Origin of the sequence: Streptococcus sp. SR4, assembly GCF_000517725.1 — a bacterium.
GTDB classification, from domain to species: domain Bacteria; phylum Bacillota; class Bacilli; order Lactobacillales; family Streptococcaceae; genus Streptococcus; species Streptococcus salivarius_F.
The window spans coordinates 1-22415 of record NZ_AZYW01000006.1; the positions used below are offsets into that span (position 1 = coordinate 1).

Consider the following 22415-nt stretch of genomic DNA (forward strand, 5'->3'; position numbering starts at 1 on the left):
GAGCCATATTTAACCTGTCTACTTGACAGGGGGCATATCAATAGCGGGTGGTTTATTTGTTTCGCACCTTCGGAGCGAAACGGACTAATAGTCACATAATAAAAAGGAATTAAGCAACCAAACGCTACTTAATTCCTTGAAATTATCTCATCACCTCTATTAGCCTTTAAATTTTGATAGACTCTATTTTCTAATTAATATGACCAATATTGTCAATACTAACCCTTTCAATCAATTCATTAGTTGTCGAAACTAAGTACATTAATAAATCCAAAAAGAGTATCAATAGTAAAGTAAACTAAATAATTGAGTTATAAATGGCTATTTTCACAAAACTGTTTCATCATCACACTATCTCAGTACACAAACCATTTTTCTATAGCTTTGTCTTAATCTTGATCTTTTTTCTTTAATCCAAGAAACGCACCTAAGGTAAACATTATTCCGGCAACTAATGACATGAAGACTTCGCTAACTGTTCCGGTTTTTGGCAACCTATCATTGTTAGTAGTTGATTTACTATCAATATTGGTATGTTTATTATCTATGTTCTCTGGTTCATTAAGATAAACTTCCTTCTTATTTTCAAAGTTTTTATCATTTTCATCAGGAACTTTAGCTGTGACATCCTTAGTTGAATCAGATTTGTGTGAATGATTTTCTCTTTGTAAATCCTCCTTTTTGTAATTTTCATCTAAGTGACTATGATTTTCTTGCACGTTATCTTTCTTTTTCGATACATCAAAAGTAGGTTTATTTTCCTCCTCCTTTTTCTCCTCTATTTTCTTGAATACAGGTTTTATAAGAGTATCTTTTGATACATTAATAACATAGCCAGCATCTTTTTTCCCTTCGACACCAGAAATTTCCCAGCCATCAAATTGATATCCTTTTTCTAATTCACCCTTATAGACAGGTAAAATGAAATCTTCTTCCGACACTATCGTTGAACTCATTTCTTTTCCATTTTGAATGGTCACAGTTACCGTATGAGGTTTTAGTTCGCTTACCTCTCCCGTATCTTTGTTTAAAATGAATTCTTTTATGGTTGTATTTCTTGCAAAATCTTTTACAACAATCTTAATGTTTAGTGTCTTATCTGTTAGTTGTTTAATATCATCAAATGATTTATATTCTTTTCCATTTACATAAATATGTTTGTCTTGAATCTCACCATCGAATCCATTATTTCTTTTATCATTGATATTAAAGACTACAGATTTTCCGTCAGCATATTCAATACTAGTATTTCCCTTAGGATCAATGTTTACTTCTGGTTTAACATTATCATATAAAAATTGATAGTGTACTCCAACCGCTTTCGCATTCAAATCGCTATAGCCAGTTTGAAGATAAACATTTCCATCCATATCTGTTACCTTATCTGGGAATCCGTTTGCTTTATAGTCTTTCATTCCCCAGTCCATGATGTCACCGTCTTTAACATTAAGCTTAATATTAAAATCTCTAGTGTTATCAATGTGTAAATCTCCGTAGATTAAATAATTATCTACAACCGATTCATTAACTCTCAACTCCCAGTTAAAACCACCCTTATCAGAAATCTTACCTCTTAAATAAAATTCTGGATTTCGTACATAAATTTTATTAGATTTAGATGGATTAAAGTAGTTCTTGTCCATTGAAAGATTTACTGGTTTTGCATCAATAAATAACATAGAGCCATCTTCTTTTATAGCTTCTACGTTGGACTCATCCTCCCCATGATACTCTTTATCATCTTTACCAATTAATACCAGTTTAGAAGAATCTGTTACAAGATTTCCATCTTTATCGATTGCCTCCCCTTTATCATTCATTTTAAAGGTAAACACTTGATATTTTACAATGTTAAAGCCATCCAAAGCCGACATTAATACTGATTGAGTACTTCTTCCATCTTCAACATTTCTACTATCAGCATAAATTATTTTTTCTGATAGGACTCTTAGATTAGGATTGGCCTTTTGTATTTTTGCTATATCTTCCTGGCTATAAACTCCATTTCCTTCTAACATATCCGTTTTTCCAGGATTATAGGTAGTCACTTTTAGTGCATAGCCTTTTCTTAGAATGATGTTATCCTTTAACAGATATTGTTGTTTTTCTGAATCAGAATAGATTTTACCAGATTCCATTTCCGTTAAATTGTTTGGTTTGTTCTTTGAAAGATCACCTTCTCCTAATTCTATTACATTCCCATAACTTGATGTATAGGGATATTCTGTTTTAGTTTCCTTATTTTTTTCAGGCATTCTAATTTTAGTTTCAGCTTTTATCTGATCATCATCTTTAACAAAGAATCTCATATCTCCTGCAAAAGCTAATCCATCCACAATATCATTAATATTAGCGTATAAATTAAATGTCATCGTTTTTGAGTGGGAATCATACTTAGTCGTTTTGATTTCTACAGATCTATAGTTATTGCCGTAATATACCTTGGCATTTTTAGAAACATTGCTTATCTTTCCAAGAATTTCAAAGTGTCCATCTTTAGACGGGCTTAGAACACCATAAATTTTTGATTTGATTTCGTCAAGTTTTTCAGTTTCATATTGTAAGGCACTACCATCGTCATAAGCAATGATATTTCCCTTATCATCGTATTTATAATCGTATTCCTCTGTTCTCTTACCAGTTTCACTTGTAAAGTCATCAACTTCTCTAAATTTCTTTTTAATGAGTTTCTTTAAGTCTTTACTTTCAAAATCTCTAATTGTTGAAATAGTTTTATGAATAGTCAAGCTTGATTTTTCTTCGATAGACTCTTCATTTTCTTGATGATTTTCTTCCTCAGTTGTATCTTTTTTAAGACTATCCTCTTTTCTATTTTCTAAATTTTTAAATTTAGATTCGGAAATCTCGCCAAGCTTTTGGTATTTAGATGAATCTTGATCAGGATCTACTAGATAATAGGAAATCATCCCCTTTTCATCAGCATGATCAGCAAATTTAATTCTATGAATCTTTGTGAAATTGCTAGATCCATCTAATGCAATAACTTCAATGATTTTTCCTCTTAAATCTCCTGCACCATTAATTTCATAAATAGTATTTCCGTCTTTGTCTAGTTTCCTATTTCTTCCTTGACCCTCACCTGCATAAGTTACTTCAAGATTTTTCTCAACCTCTCCATCTTCATTAACCAGAGCGGCGCCTGCATACCAAACTTCGTTTGCAATCTCGTCAAATTTTTCAGGATGTTCTTTTTGATCTCTCGTAAATAAGGTTTCATTCTTGTATTGATCTTTTACCTTGTGATAAGTATCCTTTGTAATCAACTTAATTTTTTCAGGATTTGAAAAATCAACCGAAACAATCTTAGGGGCTGTATTATCAATTTTTACAGGAATATAGGAAACCTGCCATGGGTAATCTTTAGTTAATCTATATTTAAATTTATAGAAATATTGACCTTCTGCAATCGGTTCAAATTGTCCTCTTATCTTAGTAGCAGGATCTTTGGTATCCTTGCTTTCTGGTGCATTTTCTTCTCTACCTCTAGGGTTATAGATGAGTCCATCCCATTTCAAGTCGCTCCAAACTTTTAGCTTAGAAGATTTGATTCCCTTTGCATCATTTCTCTTAGAGTTTAAAATTCCTCTAATAAAGTGTTCTCTCGAAATGACTTTTAAGTCTCTTTGATTTTCTCCCTCTTTATTTGTATTTACTATTGAAATCAATCCTTCTTCTGCACTTCTTAATACAAGTGGAGAAGGTGTTAATCCTCTCCCAAGTTGAGCATCTTGAGGATTTCCATTTGAATCTAAAGGATAAATTTTAGCAATATTAGAACCACTTGATGATGGTGCGTTGATCCCTTCGTTATTGAAAGCAAACAATTCTGGATTTTGATCTAGGGATGTTGTATTTTTATCTTTTCTATTTTGTATAACTCCTGCTGGATTAAATTTATCTATACCTTCTCCACCAATCCCCTTATTTAAGGTTCCTGGAATTTTCGGTTTGCCATCATCATCATAACCTTCCATTGTTTTTGATTTTGAACCTTCTTCCCAGGCCCATTTATCAAGGATTGGTTCGTGGTTCCAATTCCCAGCAAATCCCATTAGAGGCATCGATAAAGAAGGTTGGAAGTTTATTTTCTTCCCGTTGGAGTTCAGAGCTTCCATTTCTTCCACTGACTCAAAATGAATAAATGATTCTACAAATTTATTTTTGTTTTTAGCCTCCCCAACATTTATAACCGCATTTAAATCAAAGCTAGAATTTGGACCTATAGTGAAAGTGTCATGCTCAAATGTAATATTTGCTCCTTTGATTTTTTCTGGGTGGATTTCTGGAACAATTTGCTTACCATCTGGAGATTTTTCATCTTTGTATGTTTCATCCAGTTTGAGTCTGTCAGTTAGAGCATCTGTAGTTATAGCAGATGCTGAAACTTTAAAGGTTAAAGGTCTGTTTGATGTATTGTGAAGCTTAATTGTAAAATATTTTTTATCTCCTTTTATTTCTTTAAGAGAAATAGAACCATAAGAGTTTACCAAACCTTTAGAATCCGTGTTTTTAAAAGTAGCTACGACTTCATTTCTCAAAGCATTGGCAACATTAATTAGCCCTGCTCCCTGTTGTCTAGGTGATGCAAAGTATTGACTTTTTTCTTTCCAAGAAGTTGCATCCATCATAGGGCGTGCAGTATTTTGTAGGGCTATTTTTGTAAGACTTGTAAGATCTATTTTGTCATCTCCCTTAAGATTTTTCAACACAGGTCTTTCAAGCATTTCCTTTAATTTTGGTCTAATCAAAACAGTAGAAGCTGCCACGATTGGAGTTGCCATACTAGTCCCTGACATATAACCATAAGTTGATTTCCCATTAATGACATTGAGAGTGGATTTAATATTTTTACCGGGTGCTGAAACATCTGGTTTTAAAAGTAAATCTATTCTTGGTCCCCAAGATGTGGACCCTGCTGGAACGATGATCTCTTCTTTATACAGTTCTTTGTCTGTGTCAGGTGCAAACTTAAAGTCAATCTCTTTTTCGTCACCTACATTCGGTTTATTAGAATTATAGCTTGCCATATCAATTGGATAGTATTGCTCCAATTTATCTTTAAAATCTTCTTTATTATTCCTTTTAACCTCAGTTTTTTTATCAGGGTTAATCATGTTCCATAACTTTACACCATCATCTCCTGAAATTGAAAAAACTTGACTAGTAGTTCCTTCATCCTCCTCATATCCCATAGCTGGAAGCTCTGTCCAATTATCTCTATTGTAGTAATTTACAGTATTTACAACCATAATGCCACGTGCACCCTTATCCGTTGCACGTTTAAAAGCATTTTTTAACTCCTTTGTATAAATTCTATCCATTACTGCAATTTTGCCTCTAAGATCCAATCCTATCAAATCTTTGTCTTGCCCCTTGCCTATATATACAAATTTTAATTTACTAGAAGCTTTTGATCCATCTTCATTTGTTATGATTTTATTCTTATCGAAAAAGGCACCTATATTTCTGTATTTAAAACTTTCTCCACCTATGTTAACTTTATCAAACTCAACTGTTTGATTTTTAGCAGATGCGACTGCTATCGCATCTTCATGTGCTGCAGTTCGTGTTACATTTCCAGTGTCGGTCATTTTCAGATTATTATTTGCCACTAAATCCCATGAAGAACTTGAAGCAGAAGTCGCATAGTTACCCGTAGCTACAACCATTGGAATGCCTGCTTTTCTTAATGCTCTAATAGCTTGCCAATATTTCTCACCTACAAGACCTGTTCCTGTAAAGCCAGATGATATCGAAACAACATCGACATTGTGTTTGATCGAATCTTCAATAGCATGAAACATTGTTTCATCTCCTGCGAAGCCAGATCCTGCGTCAGAGTACATTTTATAAGAGAAAATCTGTGCATTAGGAGCAATTCCATCTATTCCGTTAAAGTTTTTAATATCTTTTTCAGTATCATTTCCCGCAAGAATCCCTGCAATATGCATCCCATGTGGATCAAAATAATCGCTTCCATCATCAGCTTTTTCTACAGTAATTTTACCACCATTATAATAATTGAAAGCATGAGGGATTTTATCACTCAACCAGAAATTTTTATCAGTACCTTTTAAGTCTTCTTTTTTAAATCTCATTGAGTCTTTAGCATCATCATCAATCCTCATGGCCTTATGCCTATAATCCGTTCCCGTATCGATATTTGAAATGACCATACCTCTACCATCAAAGTTTTTCCCAAATGGTGCATTGATAGATTTTAGGTAATTGATTGCCTCTTCAACTCCAATTTCTTTTCTAGCATGATTCATCATAGGTTGGACTTTTTGTGACCTTTCAACCGATGAAATACCTTCTATTAGTTTAATTATGTCCAGAGTATCTTTGGTTGTTTCAATAGCGCTACCGTTAAAAATTCTATCATAAGTATATAAAACTTTTGTATTCTTAAGATTTGATAGTTCCTTGATTGCTTTTTCTCCAGATTCTTTATCTTTAAATTCAGCAATATAGACAAGTTTATCCTCTTTTTTGGGACTTTCTGGGTCTTTACTTGCAGACGAGTCCGCTTTATCTCCTTGGGATTGATTGGAATTTTCTTCTTTGATTTTTGCTTCTTCATTGCTAGTGTTATTATCTATCACAGGATTTTTACTAACAACTTCTTTTTCCTCAATATTGGAATTTTCTTCTTTGATTTTTGCTTCTTCATTGCTAGTGTTATTGTCTATCACAGGATTTTTACTAACAACTTCTTTTTCCTCAATAATTGTTGTTTTCTTTTCTTCAGTATCCTTTGAAGTTTCTATAACATTATGAATATCTTCAAGTTTTTCTTTGTTTTCGTTTTGTTTACCTATTACTGTTTCTTTATCAGATATTTTTAAAGAATCTTCAGAACTAGGTGTATCTGCTAGGATTACCTCATTAGGGACATATGCTGCTAAAATAACTGCAGCTGTGGTTAATGACAATACTGTACTTTTTTTCATTTTAATTCCTTACATATTTATTTAACTTCCAATAGATAGTAAACTTTAACTTTGCTAGCATTTGTTATAAAAAGTTTTACTAATACTCTTCGAAGATCGCTTCAAACCGCGTCAACGTCGTCTTAGCGTATGTATGGTTACTGACTTCGTCAGTTCTATCTACAACCTCAAAGCAGTGCTTTGAGCAACCTGCGGATAGTTTTCTAGTTTGCTCTTTGATTTTCATCGAGTATAAGTATTATCTAGGAAATAGAGTAGTACATTTATATATAATTGTTAGCTCTCCAGAAAAATAGTATATCATTTAAAAAATTTAAGTCAAGAAAAATTAACCTACATTAATTTATTTTTTAATAAGCGTTAAAAACATAGAGTCAAAAACTTTCGTAGTTAGCTGGGGTACATTATCAGAACATTCACACCATCAAAAATAGTAGCAATCAACTTAAAGCACTAGCAACATCACAAAGTCAAACATCATTAATGAAATATCAGCGCTATTAAACAATATAAAAAACCGCTAAGAATAAGACTTAACGGTTATCTTCTACATATCTATTTTTTTAAATCCTCAGTCGTTTATCTACCTATAACCTAGACTTTACGAGTGCCTTGCTCTACCAACTGAGCTAAATTGGCTAACACTTTTATAGTGTGGCACTCTCAATTTTTTGTCAGGAAGTTTTAAACGATTTTCTTTATCAAAATCTGGCAAGGATTCTGGGGATCCCATAGTTGAGGAAAAATCTCTAATTTTTTAAAACCAACACTTCGATAAAAGACATTTGTTCGATCATAATCTTTATTAGAGCCTTCTGCTACTGTTTTTACCTGTAGGTAGTCTACTTGTTTGCGTGCTTCACTTTCTAAAGTAGCAAGCAATTGACTCCCAATTCCTCTACCTTGATGAGCTTTTTTTACGCCGAGACAATCAATCTCTGCACACTCTTCACTAGAATAGGACAAGCTTACAAATCCAGTCAAATCACTCTCCTGATAGGCTGCCCAAACTTGCAAATCTTTGGCTCCTTCGATGTAGGCTTGCGTGCTTTCAGGTATTCCAAACCATTCTGGCAAATCCTTTAAAACCTCATCAACAACTGCCATTTTTTGATCTTCATCCTTGACTTCTTCAATTGTAAACATCATAAGTTCCTTTCTTGATTTTAGTCTTACTTTCCCCCTTACGAGCCAGCACTTTCGTAGGCATCCAAGCCCCTATCCCAGAGTTTGAGGGAAATGAAAAAGAAGACAAGGGAAATCAGAATCAAACCACCGATATTAAAGAGCCCATTCTTACCCTGCAAGAAATAACTAGCAGGATAGTAAGCCGTAAAGGCGAAAGGCACGATAAAACTGATCAACCAACGAAGGAGCGAATTGTAAATAGAAATCGGGTACTTGGCAAAATCATTAAACATATAGAAAATGTAAATCATGGCACCTGACTGTTTAGTCCAAAAAGCGATACTGGCTGTCGCTATTTTCAAGGAAGTATAAATCAAGGTAGCAAATGGAATACAGACTAGGAAAAGCAGGAATTTTGGAAGCGTCCAAGCAATGCTTGATACTGTTGTTCCCAATAGAATGCAACCGACCAAAAGTTCCCCCAAGGCATCAATCTGAAAGGTCTCAACGAGGATGTGAAAGAGAGGATTGATAGGACGAGTCAGATACTTGTCAAACTCCCCTTTTCGAACTAGTCGTTGACCTAAAGCCCAGAGATTGTCAAAAAAGAGATGATCTAATCCCTTTGGAATTAAGGAAAATCCATAGATAAAGGCAATCTCTTGAAAGGTCCAACCTTCTAGGGATGGGATATGTTGAAAGATAACATTGAGAAACAAGAGGTTCAGACCTTGAGTCAGAAAGACTCCCAAGACACCTACTACAAAATCCACCTTGTATTCCATGATTTGCTTGATGTATTGTCTGATAAAAATCAGATGCATGCGTTGGTATTTTTTCATACTAACCTCCCTGAATGGTGATAAATGACTGGACTCGTTTCCAAATCAACTGAGACAAGCCCACCATCACTATAAGCCAGAAGAACTGGAGCAAAAGCGCTTGAAGCATCTGACTGGCATCGTATTTCCCAACAATGATCATGACCGGAGTGTAAATCAAGGATGAAAAAGGTAAGAAGGAGAGAATAGCTGAAACCACCTTTGGAAAGAAAGCCAAGGGAATCAGACTTCCAGACATAAAGGCCACTATGGAAGTCTTGAGTAGATTGGAACCCCAAAGGTTTTTTAATACAAAGGCTGAAAAACCAAAACAGATATTAAAGAAAAAGTTAATCAGATAGGCGAGCGTTAAGCTAAAGAGATATAGAACCGTCAACCCCAGCACTTCTACAATCCCTTGCCCAGACAGGATTTTCATCAAAATAATGACACTTAAAAATGGAAGGCCAACACTGATGAAAATCAACCACTTGGAGCCAAGTTCGGTGAAAAGGTAAGAGGCCGCAAAATGCACTGGTCTCAGCAAGCGCATGATAATGGAGCCATCCTTGACCTCCTCCCCAATCATAAAAGAGCTATCAGACCTGGTCAACAGATTGGTCACAAAACTCATGATGATATAAAGGGTGATATCTGCCATACTGAAGCCCTGAATCAAAGGCTCCTGGGAGGAGTCAAAGACTGCCTTCCAGAGATAGAAAGCGACAAAAGCCCCCATGACATCACCAATCCGATAGAGAATAAAGTTGACTCGGTAGGTAATCAACTCCTGAATCCCTGCATTGATAAAGGGTTTATACCGTCTCCACAATTTGACCATCTTAGAGCTCCTTTCGATAGAAGCGACGGATAATATCTTCAATATCCGTATCTACCATCTTCAAATCACGGACTTCAAAATCAGACAGGGTTTGCTTGATAATATCAGCTGATTGATAGCGGGAACTATCGAATTCAATATTGAGAGTATTTCCTTGTCTATCAATGGACATATCAGGCAAGCCCTCATAATGAGAGACTAGATGATTTTGACCTGGCGTCAGGTCAAAGGAGAGAGTCTTCATCTTTCCAAAGGTCTCCTTGAGCTGGCTAACCGTTCCATCAAAAATCTCCTGCCCCTTATCAATCATAAAAATCCGATCACATAGTTGCTCAATATCACTCAAATCATGAGTAGTCAAGAGAATAGTTGTTTCTTCCTCTTGATTAATCTGAGTAATAGCCCGACGAATGTTATCCTTGACCGACACATCCAAACCAATGGTCGGCTCATCTAAAAAGAGAACCTTGGGATTATGAAGCAAGGAAGCCGCAATGTCCGCCCGCATCCGTTGCCCCAGTGAAAGAGTCCGCACGGGATCCTTGATAAAGTCCTTCAAATCCAAGACTTCATTCAAAAAATCCATGCGCTTGTGGAAGAGCGAGTCTGGGACATCGTAAATCTCCTTCAAAACCGTGTAAGTCTCTTGCAGGGCCAAATCCCACCATAGCTGGGTGCGTTGTCCAAAAACAACCCCAATATCCTTGACATAATCCTGGCGATTATCCTGTGGAATCTTGCCATTAATCCGACAAAAACCAGATGTCGGTTTCAAAATTCCTGTCAGCATTTTAATGGTGGTCGACTTCCCAGCACCATTTGCCCCGATAAAACCTAGAATCTGCCCCTTGGGCACCTCAAAGGTCAAATCCTTGACCGCTTCAAAGGTCTGCTTTTCAGGATGAATAAAGGAACGCAAAGCCCCCTTCAACCCCGGTTCCTTGACTGTCTTCACAAAATTTTTCTGAAGATGTTTCACTTCTATCATTGCCATATCTATCTCCTACAGTAAAAAATCAACAAACCGTGTCCTCTAAACACAAAAAGCCAATTTCTCATCTCCTAAAATCTGCCTTCTTTATCACAGCAGAAGACCTCAGTATTACTCTATTATAAAGCAGTTAAAAAAGGAAACCAAGTGTTATTCTCGAAAAAGAGAAAATAGTTTTGATACTTGAAAAAATCAAAACCACCCGTCTAATTCACTAAACAAAATGACACAATTCAATAATTCATCAAAGCCTCTACATATTCCTGTAGAGGCTCATTTCAACTTCTCTCATTCTTGCTTGTGAATGTTTAGATAGATTATAAGGCATGAAAAAAGCCACCATATGGTGACTTCATTCTTATCTACCTCTCCTCACCCTAGCCAATCTTTTTCTTTGGCAATGCGGACGGCTTCTGTTCGGTTGCCTGCATCAAGTTTGGTTAGGATGGCTGTCATGTAATTTCGGACGGTTCCATTTGAGAGAAAAAGACTTTCGGCGATTTCTTGGTTTGTTGACCCTTGGGCCACCATGGCCAAGACTTCTTGTTCGCGTTGGCTGAGTGGATTATTATCAAAGGCAACACCTTCAACCAGCTCTGGCGAGTACTCCTTTTGACCTGCTAGGACGGTATGGATGGTCGCCATGAGGTCACTGATGGAACGCTCTTTCAGTACATAGGCATCCACGTGGGCTGCCAGGGCTCGTTTGAAATAGCCTGTTCTTTTGAAGGTGGTCACAATAACGACCTTTGTTTCTCTTTGATTGGCTCGAATCCACTCCAGGACATCAAGTCCAGTCTTTATTGGCATTTCAATGTCTAAAATGGCCACATCGACTTCTTCTTTTTCCAAAAGAGTAATAGCTTCTTGGCCATCACTGGCTGCATGGACCTCTTCGACATCGTCCTCCAACATGAGGAGTTGGCAGAGGGCATCCCTCAACATTGACTGGTCTTCAGCGACTAATAATTTCATGCTTTTCCTCCCTCTTTCAAATGCACACGAATGATTGTTGGATGCGATTGAGACAGAATTTCCAAGTCTCCATCTACCAAACTGAGACGCTCCCTGATACTGTGTAACTCTTGTCCTGTGACTTCCTTGAAGCCACAACCATCATCCTCAAACTCTAAAACAATACCATGATCACGTCTTAGACGAATTTGACAGCTATCGGCCTGACTATGTTTGATAACATTATTGGCCAGTTCACGAAGCACCATGGACAAGGTCGACTGGCTAACAGGTGACAGGCCGTCTAAGTCAAGGCTACTATCCACGGTCAGGACGATATCAGATAGGTCAAAGAGTCGCTCGAGTTCCAGTAACTCCTCTGCCACCGTTCGGTACTTGAGCTTATTGACAATCTCACGCACCTCGTACATGGAGTCACGGCTAATCTGGTTCAATTCTTCCAGATTTTTTCTAGCAGCGTCATACTGCTCCTTGTCCATCTGTTTCAGTGCCAACTCTGTTTTGAGACTCATCATGGCAAAGGTGTGTCCCAAGGTATCGTGCAAATCACGACCGATACGGTTGCGTTCATTTTCAGCCGACAGGATATTGATGGTCCGGTTCTGCTCTTCTATCTTTCTCTCCTGACGTATACGATTTTGAAAATAGTACATTCCCAACGAAAAGAGGAGAATAGCCAGAGACATGAGCTGGGTACTCAAATCGTCTGTCAATAGGAAGGATGATGACGTCAAAATTAAGAGTGTCGCTAGAAAGGATAAAAAGCGATAAGATGATATGCTATCCTCAAAGCGCCAAACGAGAAGATTGACGTTGAAAAAAACAAACCACATCATGCCACCTTGGATGCAAATGGACATAAAGATAATGTAAGCTAGAGTGTAAAACCACAGAAAGGGAATCCACTTGCTATAGGCCTTTTTCAAATACACCATAAGGAGATAAGCGATGGTAAACAGTCCTGTCAAAACTAGGCTCCAAACTGGATAATACCCACCAAGGACTCCCAATACTGGGAAGACAAGGAAAATAAGACTAACAAAATAAGCGAAATCATTTTTCTGGTAACTTCTAAACATGGTCACTTTCTCTGTAAGATTTGATAAAAAGGGCTAAGCCTGTAGCTATTGTAGCATAGACCAAGATAAAAATGAGCGATTTCCATGAAAATTCCCCTTTTTTTGCGAAATTGACTACTAACTGATTGATATGATAGATGGGTGTCCACTCCGAAATATGCTGAACCCATTTTGGAAACATGGTTACTGGCATCCAAGAACCACCGATAATAGCAAGTCCAAGAAAGACGATATTTCCGACGATAGACATGATTTGTTGAGACTTAATTTGAGCTAGGAGCAAGCCAAAGGATAGGAAGACTAGGCTTGACAAGAGTAACAGAGCACCTGAACCAAGCCAATGTGAGAATGGCATCTCAACATCACGCGCAAAAGCTCCCACACAGAAAGTCACTAGGATAGCTACCATAAAGTTCATAAGAACACGGAAGATTTTAGAGAGGTAATAGGCCTGAATACTGATTTTTGAATGTTCGATATAGGTTAGCCAATGCTCCGTTTGGTCCTCTTTAAGCATGTAGGGGAAGGTAAAGAAGCCAAAGCTGGACATAGAGAATCCTGTCATGGTCAACATATAGGACAAGATAAATGCTTTTTGTGACTCTGGGTCAGGACTCATTTCCATACCTGAATACAAGAGGAAAAATCCGACGGGCATTCCGATAGACATGATAAAGACAGGCCAACTGCGCCATGTTTTTATCCATTCGATTTTAAGTAGTGCTTGCATTACTTGTCCTCCCTTGTGCTATCAAATAGGCTATCTAAAAGTGTCTTATTTTGAATTTCAATGTCAGAAATGCGACAGCCTTGAGCTTGTAAACTACTCCAAATACTTTCAATATCTTTAGTCATAAAGGTTACAACATCACGTTTTTCAGTTACTTCATAAATGGCTGCCAGTTTATCAAGACTTGGCGCAAAGCGACTTGGTAAAGTGACTTGTTTTTCCTTTTCCTCGCTACGCATGGCATATGGTGTAGTATCCCTGATGAGTTTCCCTTGATTGAGGACCAAGATACGGTCAGCTGTGTGTTCCACTTCTTCAATATAGTGGGACGAATAGAGGATGGTTACACCAGACTTTTTCAGGTCATTGATGATTTCCCAAAAGCGTTGGCGTGTCGTCGTATCCATCCCTGCTGTCGGCTCATCTAAAAAGAGAATGTCAGGCTTGCCAATGAGACAGAGGACAAAGGCAAGAAGACGTTTTTGTCCCCCTGAAAGTTTGTCCGCAAACTGCTGATACTGGTCGTCTTTGAATTGTAAGAGTGCTTGAATCTCTTCCTTAGATAATCCATTTTCAGAAATATCTTGGAAAAAAACAATCAGTTCCTTAACTTTTAATTTTGAGGGAATGGTATTTTCTTGGAGGAGAACTGCAATTTGATCTTGTGCTTTCCCCTTTTTGCCCTTGATAAAGACTTGACCGCTACTGGCTTTCTTATCACCAAGTATGCAGGACATTAAGGTCGTCTTACCCGCACCGTTGGGCCCAATCAAGGCAAGGCAGTCACCTTGTCCCACCTCAAAACTAATATGATCTAAAATCGTTTTACCATTGATCTTTTTGACAAGATTTGTGACTTGAAGGACCGCTTCACTCATGTTTGTGACTTCCTTTCTTTTGGTAGAAGGCTAGAAAAACATAACAGGCTGCAACTGAGACGCCCATAACACTGTAGAGTATATCACTGCTACCATGAAATAGGACATAGGCAAAGAGGATAGTCCAAATTGCCGCTAGGAGCATGATGCTCAGTATTTTTAGTAGTTTCATGCTGGATCTCCTAGTTTTTCAATTCATTAATAACAAGGTCGATAAAACTTTTAGCCATAGTGATGAGAATGTAGGCTGAGATAGACAAGCCAATAATCATGCCAAGATTTGAGAAGATAGCTTCAAAGTTGCCTTTTTCAAAGATATCAGTAAACATGCTAAGTCCAGCAAAGACAGTTCCGATAACAGCGTAGATAAGGTAAGATGTTTTGATTTTCATGAGATGACCTCTTTCGTTTTTTATTATTTCTAAGTTATGACTAAAGTATATCTCTTTGGTCATTCTCTTTTTAGCACCAGATGTCATGACATGACATGACATTTGTCATGTGACGTAAAAAAGCCGACCCAAGGTCAGCTCTCTATAGTCTAATATCTCTCAGCGAGTTCATAGTAAGTGCGGACGACACGTCCTTTATTATGCACTCTGACTTTTCGGAGCCAAAGGTCATCACCTAAGGAAAGTATCAAAAAAAATTCTTTATAAAAAAATAAAAGCCAACCCAAGGTCAGCTTTTCATTATATTACTAATTATTTTTTGAATGGTTCTTCCACCATGATGAGAGGATGGAACCTGAGATATTGTGCCAAATACTAAAGATAGTTGATGGGATTGCAGCTTGTGGCACGAAATATTTCATAGCAAGGGTTGCTCCAAGACTTGAGTCTTGCATCCCCACTTCGAAGGTAATGGCTTTTTGTTGTGGTTCTTCCAAACCAAGGATTTTTGAAAATCCAAAACCAAGGGCATAACCACAAAGATTGTGGAGCATAACAACTGGAATGACAAGGGCTGTCGCTGCTGTGAAAATATTAGCATGGTTGGCAGAAACAACTGCTCCAACGATCAAGAGGATGGCAGCTTGTGAAATCAAAGGCATAATCTTGATGATGGCATCAATTTTCTTACCAAAGATTGAGTGAACAAGCACACCCAAAATGATAGGAACAACCACGATACGCAAGGTACTAAGGAAGAGGCTTTGAGCAGGGACGCTCACGTACTGACCAGCCAAGAATGACAAGAGAGTTGGAATCATGAGTGGGGCCAAGAGAGTTGAGAGGGTTTCAATAGAGACATCCAAGGCGACATCCCCACCCGAAAGGAAGGCCATAACACTAGATGAAGTCCCACTTGGACAAGACCCAACAAGGATAACCCCTGCTGCTGTCGCACCTTTCAGATGGAAAATCATACAAAGCAACCAAGCCAAACCAGGCATGATGACATAGTGGGCAACAGTTCCAAGAACAACTGGAATTGGACGCTTAGCAATACGTTTAAAATCTTCAGTGGTCAAAGTAAGCCCCATACCAAAGAGAATCAAGCCAAGTAGATAAGCCGTATTGGGAATAACCCAACTACTAGTTGCGGGAAGGGCATAGTTAAAGGCCGCCCAGAGGATAACAGCTACAGTAAACCATTTGCTGAGCCATTTACTAAAAGATACAAGTGACTCCATAATGAAACCTTCTTTCTATTTTCACAGAATAGTATAGCACTTTCATTTTGAATTACAAGGTAAATTTCGAATTTTCTGAAATTATTTTCAAAAAAATAAACCCTCACACTTAAGATGTGAGGATTTTGTGATTTCTATAAACGTTAAGCCTTGTCTTGCGACTTTTCTTCAAAATGTTGAGCCCGTTCTTCTCCCCACCATAGTGGCAATAATTCGCTCAAAGTAATGGTTTGTCGTGTTTCGTAGTCAACCATGAATTCCAAGTTACGATTGTCGGGATGCAGTTCCATTAAAAATTCTCGACAAGCCCCACAAGGCATGCCAGACGTTCCACCATGAGGTGGCTGGTCACGAAAGGCGATAATTCGCTTAACCTTGGTCTGACCAGACTCTTGATACATATTGAAAAGCGCAGCCCTTTCAGCACATAGATGGAAAACACCACAAGTCCCTTCCATACAAAAGCCTGTGAAAATTTGCCCATCTTCAGCCTCAACGGCAGCCACAACGTGTCTAGCATAGACAAAGTCTGAGACTTCCTGTGGCTGATACAAGGCTTGAGCCTTTTCATACATTTTCTGCCAAATATCCATTATTTCTCCTTTAACCTCGATCACTTTCTCTTTGTGACTTGATAAAGAGTGCAAGCCCTGTTGCTACTACAGTATAAGCCAAAATAAACAGAAGTGACTTCCATGAAAATTTCCCGTCCTTTGCAAAATTAACGACCAACTCATTGACATGATAGACAGGCGTCCACTCAGAGATATTCTGAACCCACTTAGGGAACATGGAAATAGGCATCCACGAACCACCCACGATAGCTAGGCCAAGATAGGTAATATTTGCAACCACAGACATAATCTGTTGAGATTTAATTTGAGCGATAAGCAAACCAAAAGCTAGAAAAACCAGACTTGACAAGAGTAAGAGAGCACCTGAACCTAGCCAACCTGACAAAGGCAACTCAACATCTCGAACAAAAGCTCCCACACAAAAGGTCACAATGATAGCAACCATAAAATTCAGCAAAACACGAAAGATTTTAGAAAGATAATATGCTGAGATACTGATTTTAGAATGCTCGATATAGGTCAACCAGTGCTCCGTTTGGTCCTCTTGCAACATATAAGGGAAGGTGAACAAACCAAAACTAGACATGGAAAAGCCAGTCATGGTTAACATATAAGACAGCAAAAACTCTTTTTGAGTCTCGGGATTAGGTGTTGAGACAATGCTTGAGAATAGGAGGAAAAAGCCTACAGGCATACCAATTCCCATGATAAATACTGGCCAGCTACGCCATGTTTTTATCCATTCAATTTTTAGTAATGCTTTCATGCCTTGTCCTCCCTTGTTGAATCAAATAAGCTATCCAAGAGTGTTTTATTTTGGATTTCAATATCAGAAATTCCACAGCCTGCTTTCTCAAGACTTTGCCATACCTTTTCGATATCTTTGGTCATGAAGCTGATGACATCCCTCTTTTCAGTAATCTCATAGATATCGGTCAAGCCATGAACGATATTAACAAAGCTACTTGGAAGAGTGACCTGCTTCTCTTTCTCTTCGTGTCGCATAGCGTATGGCGTAGTATCTCTGATGAGTTTTCCCTGATGGAGAACTAAGATGCGGTCAGCTGTATGCTCTACTTCTTCGATATAGTGAGAGGAATAGAGGATAGTTGTCCCAGCTTTTTTCAAGTCATTGACAATCTCCCAGAAACGTTGACGAGTGGAGGTATCCATACCCGCTGTCGGTTCATCCAAGAAAAGGATTTTTGGTTTATCAATCAAACAAAGGACAAAAGCTAGAAGACGTCTTTGTCCACCAGAGAGTTTGTCCGCAAACTGCTGGTACTGGTCTTCCTTAAATTGCAGGAGTTTCTGAACCTCTTGATTGGTCAAGGGATTATCAGAAATAGATTGGAAGAAGGCAATCAGCTCTTCCACTTTCAAACTATTTGGAATGGTATTTTCCTGAAGGAGAACCGCAATTTTATTTTTGGCCTTACCTGTCTTACCATCAATGAGGACCTGACCACTGCTGGGCTTTTTATCTCCAAGAATACAAGACATCAAGACAGTCTTACCCGCCCCATTAGGTCCAATCAAGGCGACACAATCCCCCTGATTTATCTCAAAACTAATATTCTCTAAAATGGTCTTTCCCTTGATGCGTTTTCCAAGGGATGTGACTTGAATAACCGTTTCACTCATACCTGTGATTTCCTTTCTTTTGTATAGGAACCATGCTAATTGACAATAGAGCTGATATCATTGGACTCCCTTAATACTCCACTTCCAACTCCGTACAGAAGAGACTTCCGCTCAGATGAAGTCTCGTTTCAACTTGCTCTAAATCAGATTCAAAACGATCCACCTTTACAGATGATAGGGGATGTGAGATTCCAGTGGTGTCCATGACACAAGCATGAGGAAGTCGAATATGAACTTCACCAAACTTAGCATCAAGATGAACTGCTACCTTACTTGATGCAAAGCTAGCTTGACTCAAATCCAGCCACAGCTCACCGAAAGCCATATTCATATCAACCGTTTCGACTTCTTGAGAATAAATCCGATACCTATCCTCAGCCATATATGTCTTAACAGAAATATGTGGTCCTTCTTGGTCGTTCTTATTAACCTTATAGTCTTTAGTGAGACCCTTCTTTTGACTACGGCCATAGAGCAACTCTAAAGCCAAACCTATTAGAAAGATACCGCTAAAGAGATTCCACTGTGCAAAGTCGAGGTTTAACAAGTCATGAACATAGGGTGATAAGAAGGCCAAACCAAGAAAAATGAGGAGAGGTCGCCTATTCAAGATACCAAAACAAAAGAAGGCCACGAAGAAGACCAGATTATAGTTGACCATGATCCAAAAATCTGGAATAAAGGCACTAGCGATAAAACAAGCTGCTAGTAAAAACAACAAGAAGGACCGAAGATTAAATCGTTCCATAAGAAAACTCCTTTCTAGTAAATGATTGCAATTTTCTAATTATTTTCACTACCAGTATAGCACTATTTGTAACCGTATTCAATGCTATACAAGAAGGATTTGCAAGAAAAAAAGAGCTTTCGCTCTTTCATTATTTTCAATGTTTGACAGTTACTTGTCCAAAGGATACTGAGCCTGTTAGAGAAACTGTAGTGCTTGATAACTCTCGCTCTCCTAGACTATCGTAGCCTTTCACTCCTGCTAGGCTTGTATGAAGCCCGTGTGTATCCACTTGCCAATCCTTGGGTACTCGAATGATGACCTGAGAAAAATTGGCCTGAACCACAATCTGAGGTCGGTCCGTCATAAACTGAGCCTGACGCAAATCCAAGGTCAAACGCCCAAAATCAGCATTGGCATAGACAGTTTCGAGGTTTTGAGAAGTCACCACTTGCACAGACTCTGAAAAAAGAGTCTTAGCAAAAATTTCTCGCTCATGTTCTTTAGACACCTTGTAAGAGAAGTTTTTCTTATAACTTGGCTTACTCAAACGGTCCACCGCAATGCCCAAGATAAGAATCCCTACAAAGAGTGTCCATTCCGAATAGTCCAATCTGAATAGGTCATGGATATAGGTCGACAGAAAAGCCATCCCCAAGAAAAAGAGAAATTTCCCCTTAGATTGCCAGCTCAAAAGCACAAAAAGCAAGGCTAAAATCAACTTATAATTAAAAGCCAAATACAAATCTGGAATAAAAGCTGTTGCAATAAAATAGGCAGCAATGATAAGTAAGGTAATAACACCTGCATTAAAGCGTTTCATAACAAGTCCTTTCTAAATCCTGTCCTTGAGTTTTTCTACAAAAAGGTAGGCTGCTGGACAAAATAGCGTATTTTTGATGGTCAGATGATTAATCTGATAGATTTTCTTACGATCTGTGTGCGGAAAAGCTGCACAAGCCTTGGGGCGGACATCATAGATATCACAAAGATTATCCGGCCCCAAAAATGGACAAGGCATAGACTTGAAGACCTTGTCGCCATCCTCATCTACCTGCAAGTACATCTCCTCAAAGGCAGGTAACTTCATGCGAAAATGCTTGGCAATGCGAGTGATGTCCTGCTCTGTGAAATCTGGTCCTAGCGTTTTACAGCAATTTGCACACTGGGTACAATCAATTTCTTGGAAGACTTCATTGTGCACCTGCTGAACAATCTTATCTAAATTTTTAGGTGCCTTCTTCTTGAGCTGTGCGAGAAACTTGCGGTGCTCCCCCTGCTTCTGACGTGCCAACTCCTCATAACGTTTGACATCAATAGTCTGTGACATGTGTTTTCTCCGATAATTTATAATTCTGTCATCTATTATAGCATAAAAGAAATAGAGCCTAGCTTGAACTAGACTCTATGTCAGTTACATCGATACGATTCGACGATAGGAACGAGACGTTAGGGCAAAAACCAAGATATAGGCTAGGAAGAATACGCCACAAACAATGATAGTAACCACTAACATAAGACTTGGATTAAGAACTCCAATGATACGCACAATCAAACTGATCATATGATAGGCAAAGGCCAAGTGAATAAAGGCAAAAATCAAGGGGAGGAAGAAGACAGTAAGGACTTGGTTTCGAATGGTTTGCTTGACTTGGAGGTCGTCCAAGCCAATCTTTTGAAGAATAACAAAGCGCTCACGATCCTCATAACCCTCGGAAATCTGTTTATAGTAAATCACGAGAACTGTGCCAAGCATGAAGATGATGGATAGGAAGATGCCGATAAAGAAGGTTCCACCAACAAAGCCATTTAGCATCCCTTCTACATCATATCGGCTATTAGCAGTGAGGTTAGGCCCAGGGACACCAGTAGTTTGTCCAGCTAACTGTTGCATTTCTTTATCCGTGAGTTTGTCTAACAAATCTGAATTTTTCTTGGCTTCATGTGTAGGGTATTTGACGTTAACACCAACATAAGTAGATTGAGTGGTTGCTGTTCCTTTGATACTTTCTTTAAAAATATCCATATCAGGAACGACAAGGTAGCTATAATCAGAAACTATGGTTGTAAAGATATTGGGTACTTTACCTTTAATAAAGTCATTAAGACCATCCTGAATCTGGTAGCTTTGACCATTGATAGAGACACTCTTTTGATCTTTCAATATTCTATTTTTAGTAAATAAGCCAACTTGATTTGAAGTCAGATTGAGGTCTTTACCTGTTAATTGCTTATAAGTTGCTTGTGAGAAGACAAGAAAAACTGACTTTGGTAGAACTTTTCTTTCATTCTCAGAAAAGATGGTTAGCTTGTTTTTTTCTTGTTCTTTGATACCAAAGTAGAGGTAAGTTACTTCCGTTTTTCTATTTACCTGATTTCCCGACTGTGATAAGAAATCATCCATAACCTTTTGTGTACTTGTTACATCTACATTCGTTCCGGTAACTGAGTACTCATGTGGAGCAGCACTGGCCAAATAGTCTTTTTTTCCAGCATAGATACTTGCAGCACCTACAAGCGTCACTAGAACCATACTTGATAGGATTGCAATGGTCGCCAGCCCAACTGCATTTTTCTTCATCCGAAAGACAAGGTTGGAAATGGAAATCATATTATTAGGCTTGTAATAGTAGCTTTTCTTCTTTTTCAAGAGTTGCAGTACTACTGTTGTACCGGCATTGAAGAGAAGATAAGTCCCTAAAATGACCAGTAAAACAGCTAGGAAAAAACTGATAATAGCCGTTACTGGATTCTGAACAGAGAGAGCAAGATAGTAACCATATCCCATAGTCCCAAGTCCTAAAAGGGTTTGAAGAACTAGGAAACGGCCTTTTTTTTCACCCTTAAGCCCATCTTTAGTTAATTGTAAAGGATTAAGCCGTAGTAATCGGAAACCATTTACCAAAACCAACAAACTAAAAATACAAGCAAAGATAACAAGAACAATAGGAATTGTCATTACTTGAAAGGTCGAAACTAAACCAGTACTTTCACCGATAAGCCTTTGAAGAAAAGCATAAATGAGTTTATCGAAAAGTGCCCCCACACCTATACCTAGAAGCAAAGTCACAAAACTCATAATCACTGTTTCTTTTAGAATCATACTAAAGAGGTGACGCTTCTCTAAGCCTAGCACACTATAGAGACCAAGCTCCCTTGAACGATTTTTCATAACAAAGCTATTGGCATAAAGAACAATAATTCCAGAGGATAGGGCGACAATTCCAAGTCCCATCCCCAAAACCATCTTGATAGCATCTGCCCCAGTCAAGTCATCCAGATGTGGATTAATCGTTAAAGATGTAAAAATATAGGTAATAGCAATAGCCAGAATTGTTGCTAATGCAAAAGGATAATAAAGCTTACGATTTTTTATGAGATTGGACAAAGCCAGTCTATTGGTTAGACGAAACATA

Annotated in this window: 19 protein-coding genes; all 19 read right to left on the minus strand. The window is 38.1% G+C overall.

From position 1 onward, the window contains the following. Nucleotides 1–389: 389 nt before the first annotated feature. Nucleotides 390–6974: a S8 family peptidase gene (locus HMPREF1519_RS00030; protein ID WP_037610429.1), complete on the minus strand. Its 6585-nt coding sequence runs from the start codon at nt 6972–6974 to the stop codon at nt 390–392. A gap of 684 nt (nt 6975–7658) precedes the next feature. Next, nucleotides 7659–8120: a GNAT family N-acetyltransferase gene (locus HMPREF1519_RS00035; RefSeq protein WP_037602136.1), complete on the minus strand. Its 462-nt coding sequence runs from the start codon at nt 8118–8120 to the stop codon at nt 7659–7661. A 38-nt stretch (nt 8121–8158) separates the two neighbouring features. Then, nucleotides 8159–8944, minus strand: a complete 786-nt coding sequence (locus tag HMPREF1519_RS00040; RefSeq protein ID WP_014634663.1) for an ABC transporter permease — start codon at nt 8942–8944, stop codon at nt 8159–8161. Nucleotide 8945: 1 nt separating this feature from the next. After that, nucleotides 8946–9764 carry an ABC transporter permease gene (locus HMPREF1519_RS00045; protein WP_037610434.1) on the minus strand — a complete coding sequence of 273 codons (819 nt, stop codon included), beginning with the start codon at nt 9762–9764 and terminating at the stop codon, nt 8946–8948. A gap of 1 nt (nt 9765) precedes the next feature. After that, nucleotides 9766–10758, minus strand: a complete 993-nt coding sequence (locus HMPREF1519_RS00050; RefSeq protein ID WP_021151727.1) for an ABC transporter ATP-binding protein — start codon at nt 10756–10758, stop codon at nt 9766–9768. A gap of 369 nt (nt 10759–11127) precedes the next feature. After that, the gene (locus tag HMPREF1519_RS00055; RefSeq protein ID WP_037610436.1) at nt 11128–11730 is read right to left on the minus strand and encodes a response regulator transcription factor; all 603 of its coding nucleotides are present in this window, start codon (nt 11728–11730) and stop codon (nt 11128–11130) included. Continuing rightward, nucleotides 11727–12809: a sensor histidine kinase gene (locus HMPREF1519_RS00060; RefSeq protein ID WP_037610438.1), complete on the minus strand. Its 1083-nt coding sequence runs from the start codon at nt 12807–12809 to the stop codon at nt 11727–11729. The genes HMPREF1519_RS00055 and HMPREF1519_RS00060 overlap by 4 nt, the downstream gene beginning before the upstream one ends. Continuing rightward, nucleotides 12802–13539, minus strand: a complete 738-nt coding sequence (locus HMPREF1519_RS00065; RefSeq protein WP_037610440.1) for an ABC transporter permease — start codon at nt 13537–13539, stop codon at nt 12802–12804. The genes HMPREF1519_RS00060 and HMPREF1519_RS00065 overlap by 8 nt, the downstream gene beginning before the upstream one ends. After that, nucleotides 13539–14417, minus strand: a complete 879-nt coding sequence (locus tag HMPREF1519_RS00070; protein WP_037610442.1) for an ABC transporter ATP-binding protein — start codon at nt 14415–14417, stop codon at nt 13539–13541. The genes HMPREF1519_RS00065 and HMPREF1519_RS00070 overlap by 1 nt, the downstream gene beginning before the upstream one ends. After that, nucleotides 14410–14589 carry a hypothetical protein gene (locus tag HMPREF1519_RS00075; protein WP_037610444.1) on the minus strand — a complete coding sequence of 60 codons (180 nt, stop codon included), beginning with the start codon at nt 14587–14589 and terminating at the stop codon, nt 14410–14412. Before HMPREF1519_RS00075 ends, HMPREF1519_RS00070 begins: the two co-directional genes overlap by 8 nt. Nucleotides 14590–14599: 10 nt before the next feature. After that, nucleotides 14600–14809 (minus strand): hypothetical protein, encoded by a 210-nt coding sequence (locus tag HMPREF1519_RS00080; RefSeq protein ID WP_004182317.1) that lies wholly within the window; start codon nt 14807–14809, stop codon nt 14600–14602. Nucleotides 14810–15117: 308 nt separating this feature from the next. Then, on the minus strand, nt 15118–16053 hold the full coding sequence (locus HMPREF1519_RS00085) for a bile acid:sodium symporter family protein (RefSeq protein ID WP_013990402.1): 936 nt from the start codon (nt 16051–16053) through the stop codon (nt 15118–15120). Nucleotides 16054–16196: 143 nt separating this feature from the next. Next, entirely contained in the window at nt 16197–16646 is a 450-nt protein-coding gene (locus HMPREF1519_RS00090; RefSeq protein WP_037610447.1) for a cytidine deaminase family protein, read from the minus strand. 10 nt (nt 16647–16656) lie between these two features. After that, complete coding sequence (locus HMPREF1519_RS00095) at nt 16657–17394, minus strand: ABC transporter permease (protein WP_037610448.1); 738 nt, start codon at nt 17392–17394, stop codon at nt 16657–16659. Continuing rightward, the gene (locus tag HMPREF1519_RS00100) at nt 17391–18272 is read right to left on the minus strand and encodes an ABC transporter ATP-binding protein (RefSeq protein WP_037610450.1); all 882 of its coding nucleotides are present in this window, start codon (nt 18270–18272) and stop codon (nt 17391–17393) included. The genes HMPREF1519_RS00095 and HMPREF1519_RS00100 overlap by 4 nt, the downstream gene beginning before the upstream one ends. Before the next feature lie 70 nt (nt 18273–18342). Beyond that, nucleotides 18343–19020 (minus strand): hypothetical protein, encoded by a 678-nt coding sequence (locus tag HMPREF1519_RS00105; RefSeq protein ID WP_037610452.1) that lies wholly within the window; start codon nt 19018–19020, stop codon nt 18343–18345. A gap of 136 nt (nt 19021–19156) precedes the next feature. Continuing rightward, complete coding sequence (locus HMPREF1519_RS00110; protein ID WP_037610454.1) at nt 19157–19822, minus strand: hypothetical protein; 666 nt, start codon at nt 19820–19822, stop codon at nt 19157–19159. A gap of 12 nt (nt 19823–19834) precedes the next feature. Next, nucleotides 19835–20329, minus strand: coding sequence for a YkgJ family cysteine cluster protein (locus HMPREF1519_RS00115; RefSeq protein ID WP_002885314.1), 495 nt, complete (start codon nt 20327–20329; stop codon nt 19835–19837). Nucleotides 20330–20413: 84 nt separating this feature from the next. Beyond that, nucleotides 20414–22414 (minus strand): ABC transporter permease, encoded by a 2001-nt coding sequence (locus HMPREF1519_RS00120; RefSeq protein WP_037610456.1) that lies wholly within the window; start codon nt 22412–22414, stop codon nt 20414–20416. Nucleotide 22415: the final 1 nt, after the last annotated feature.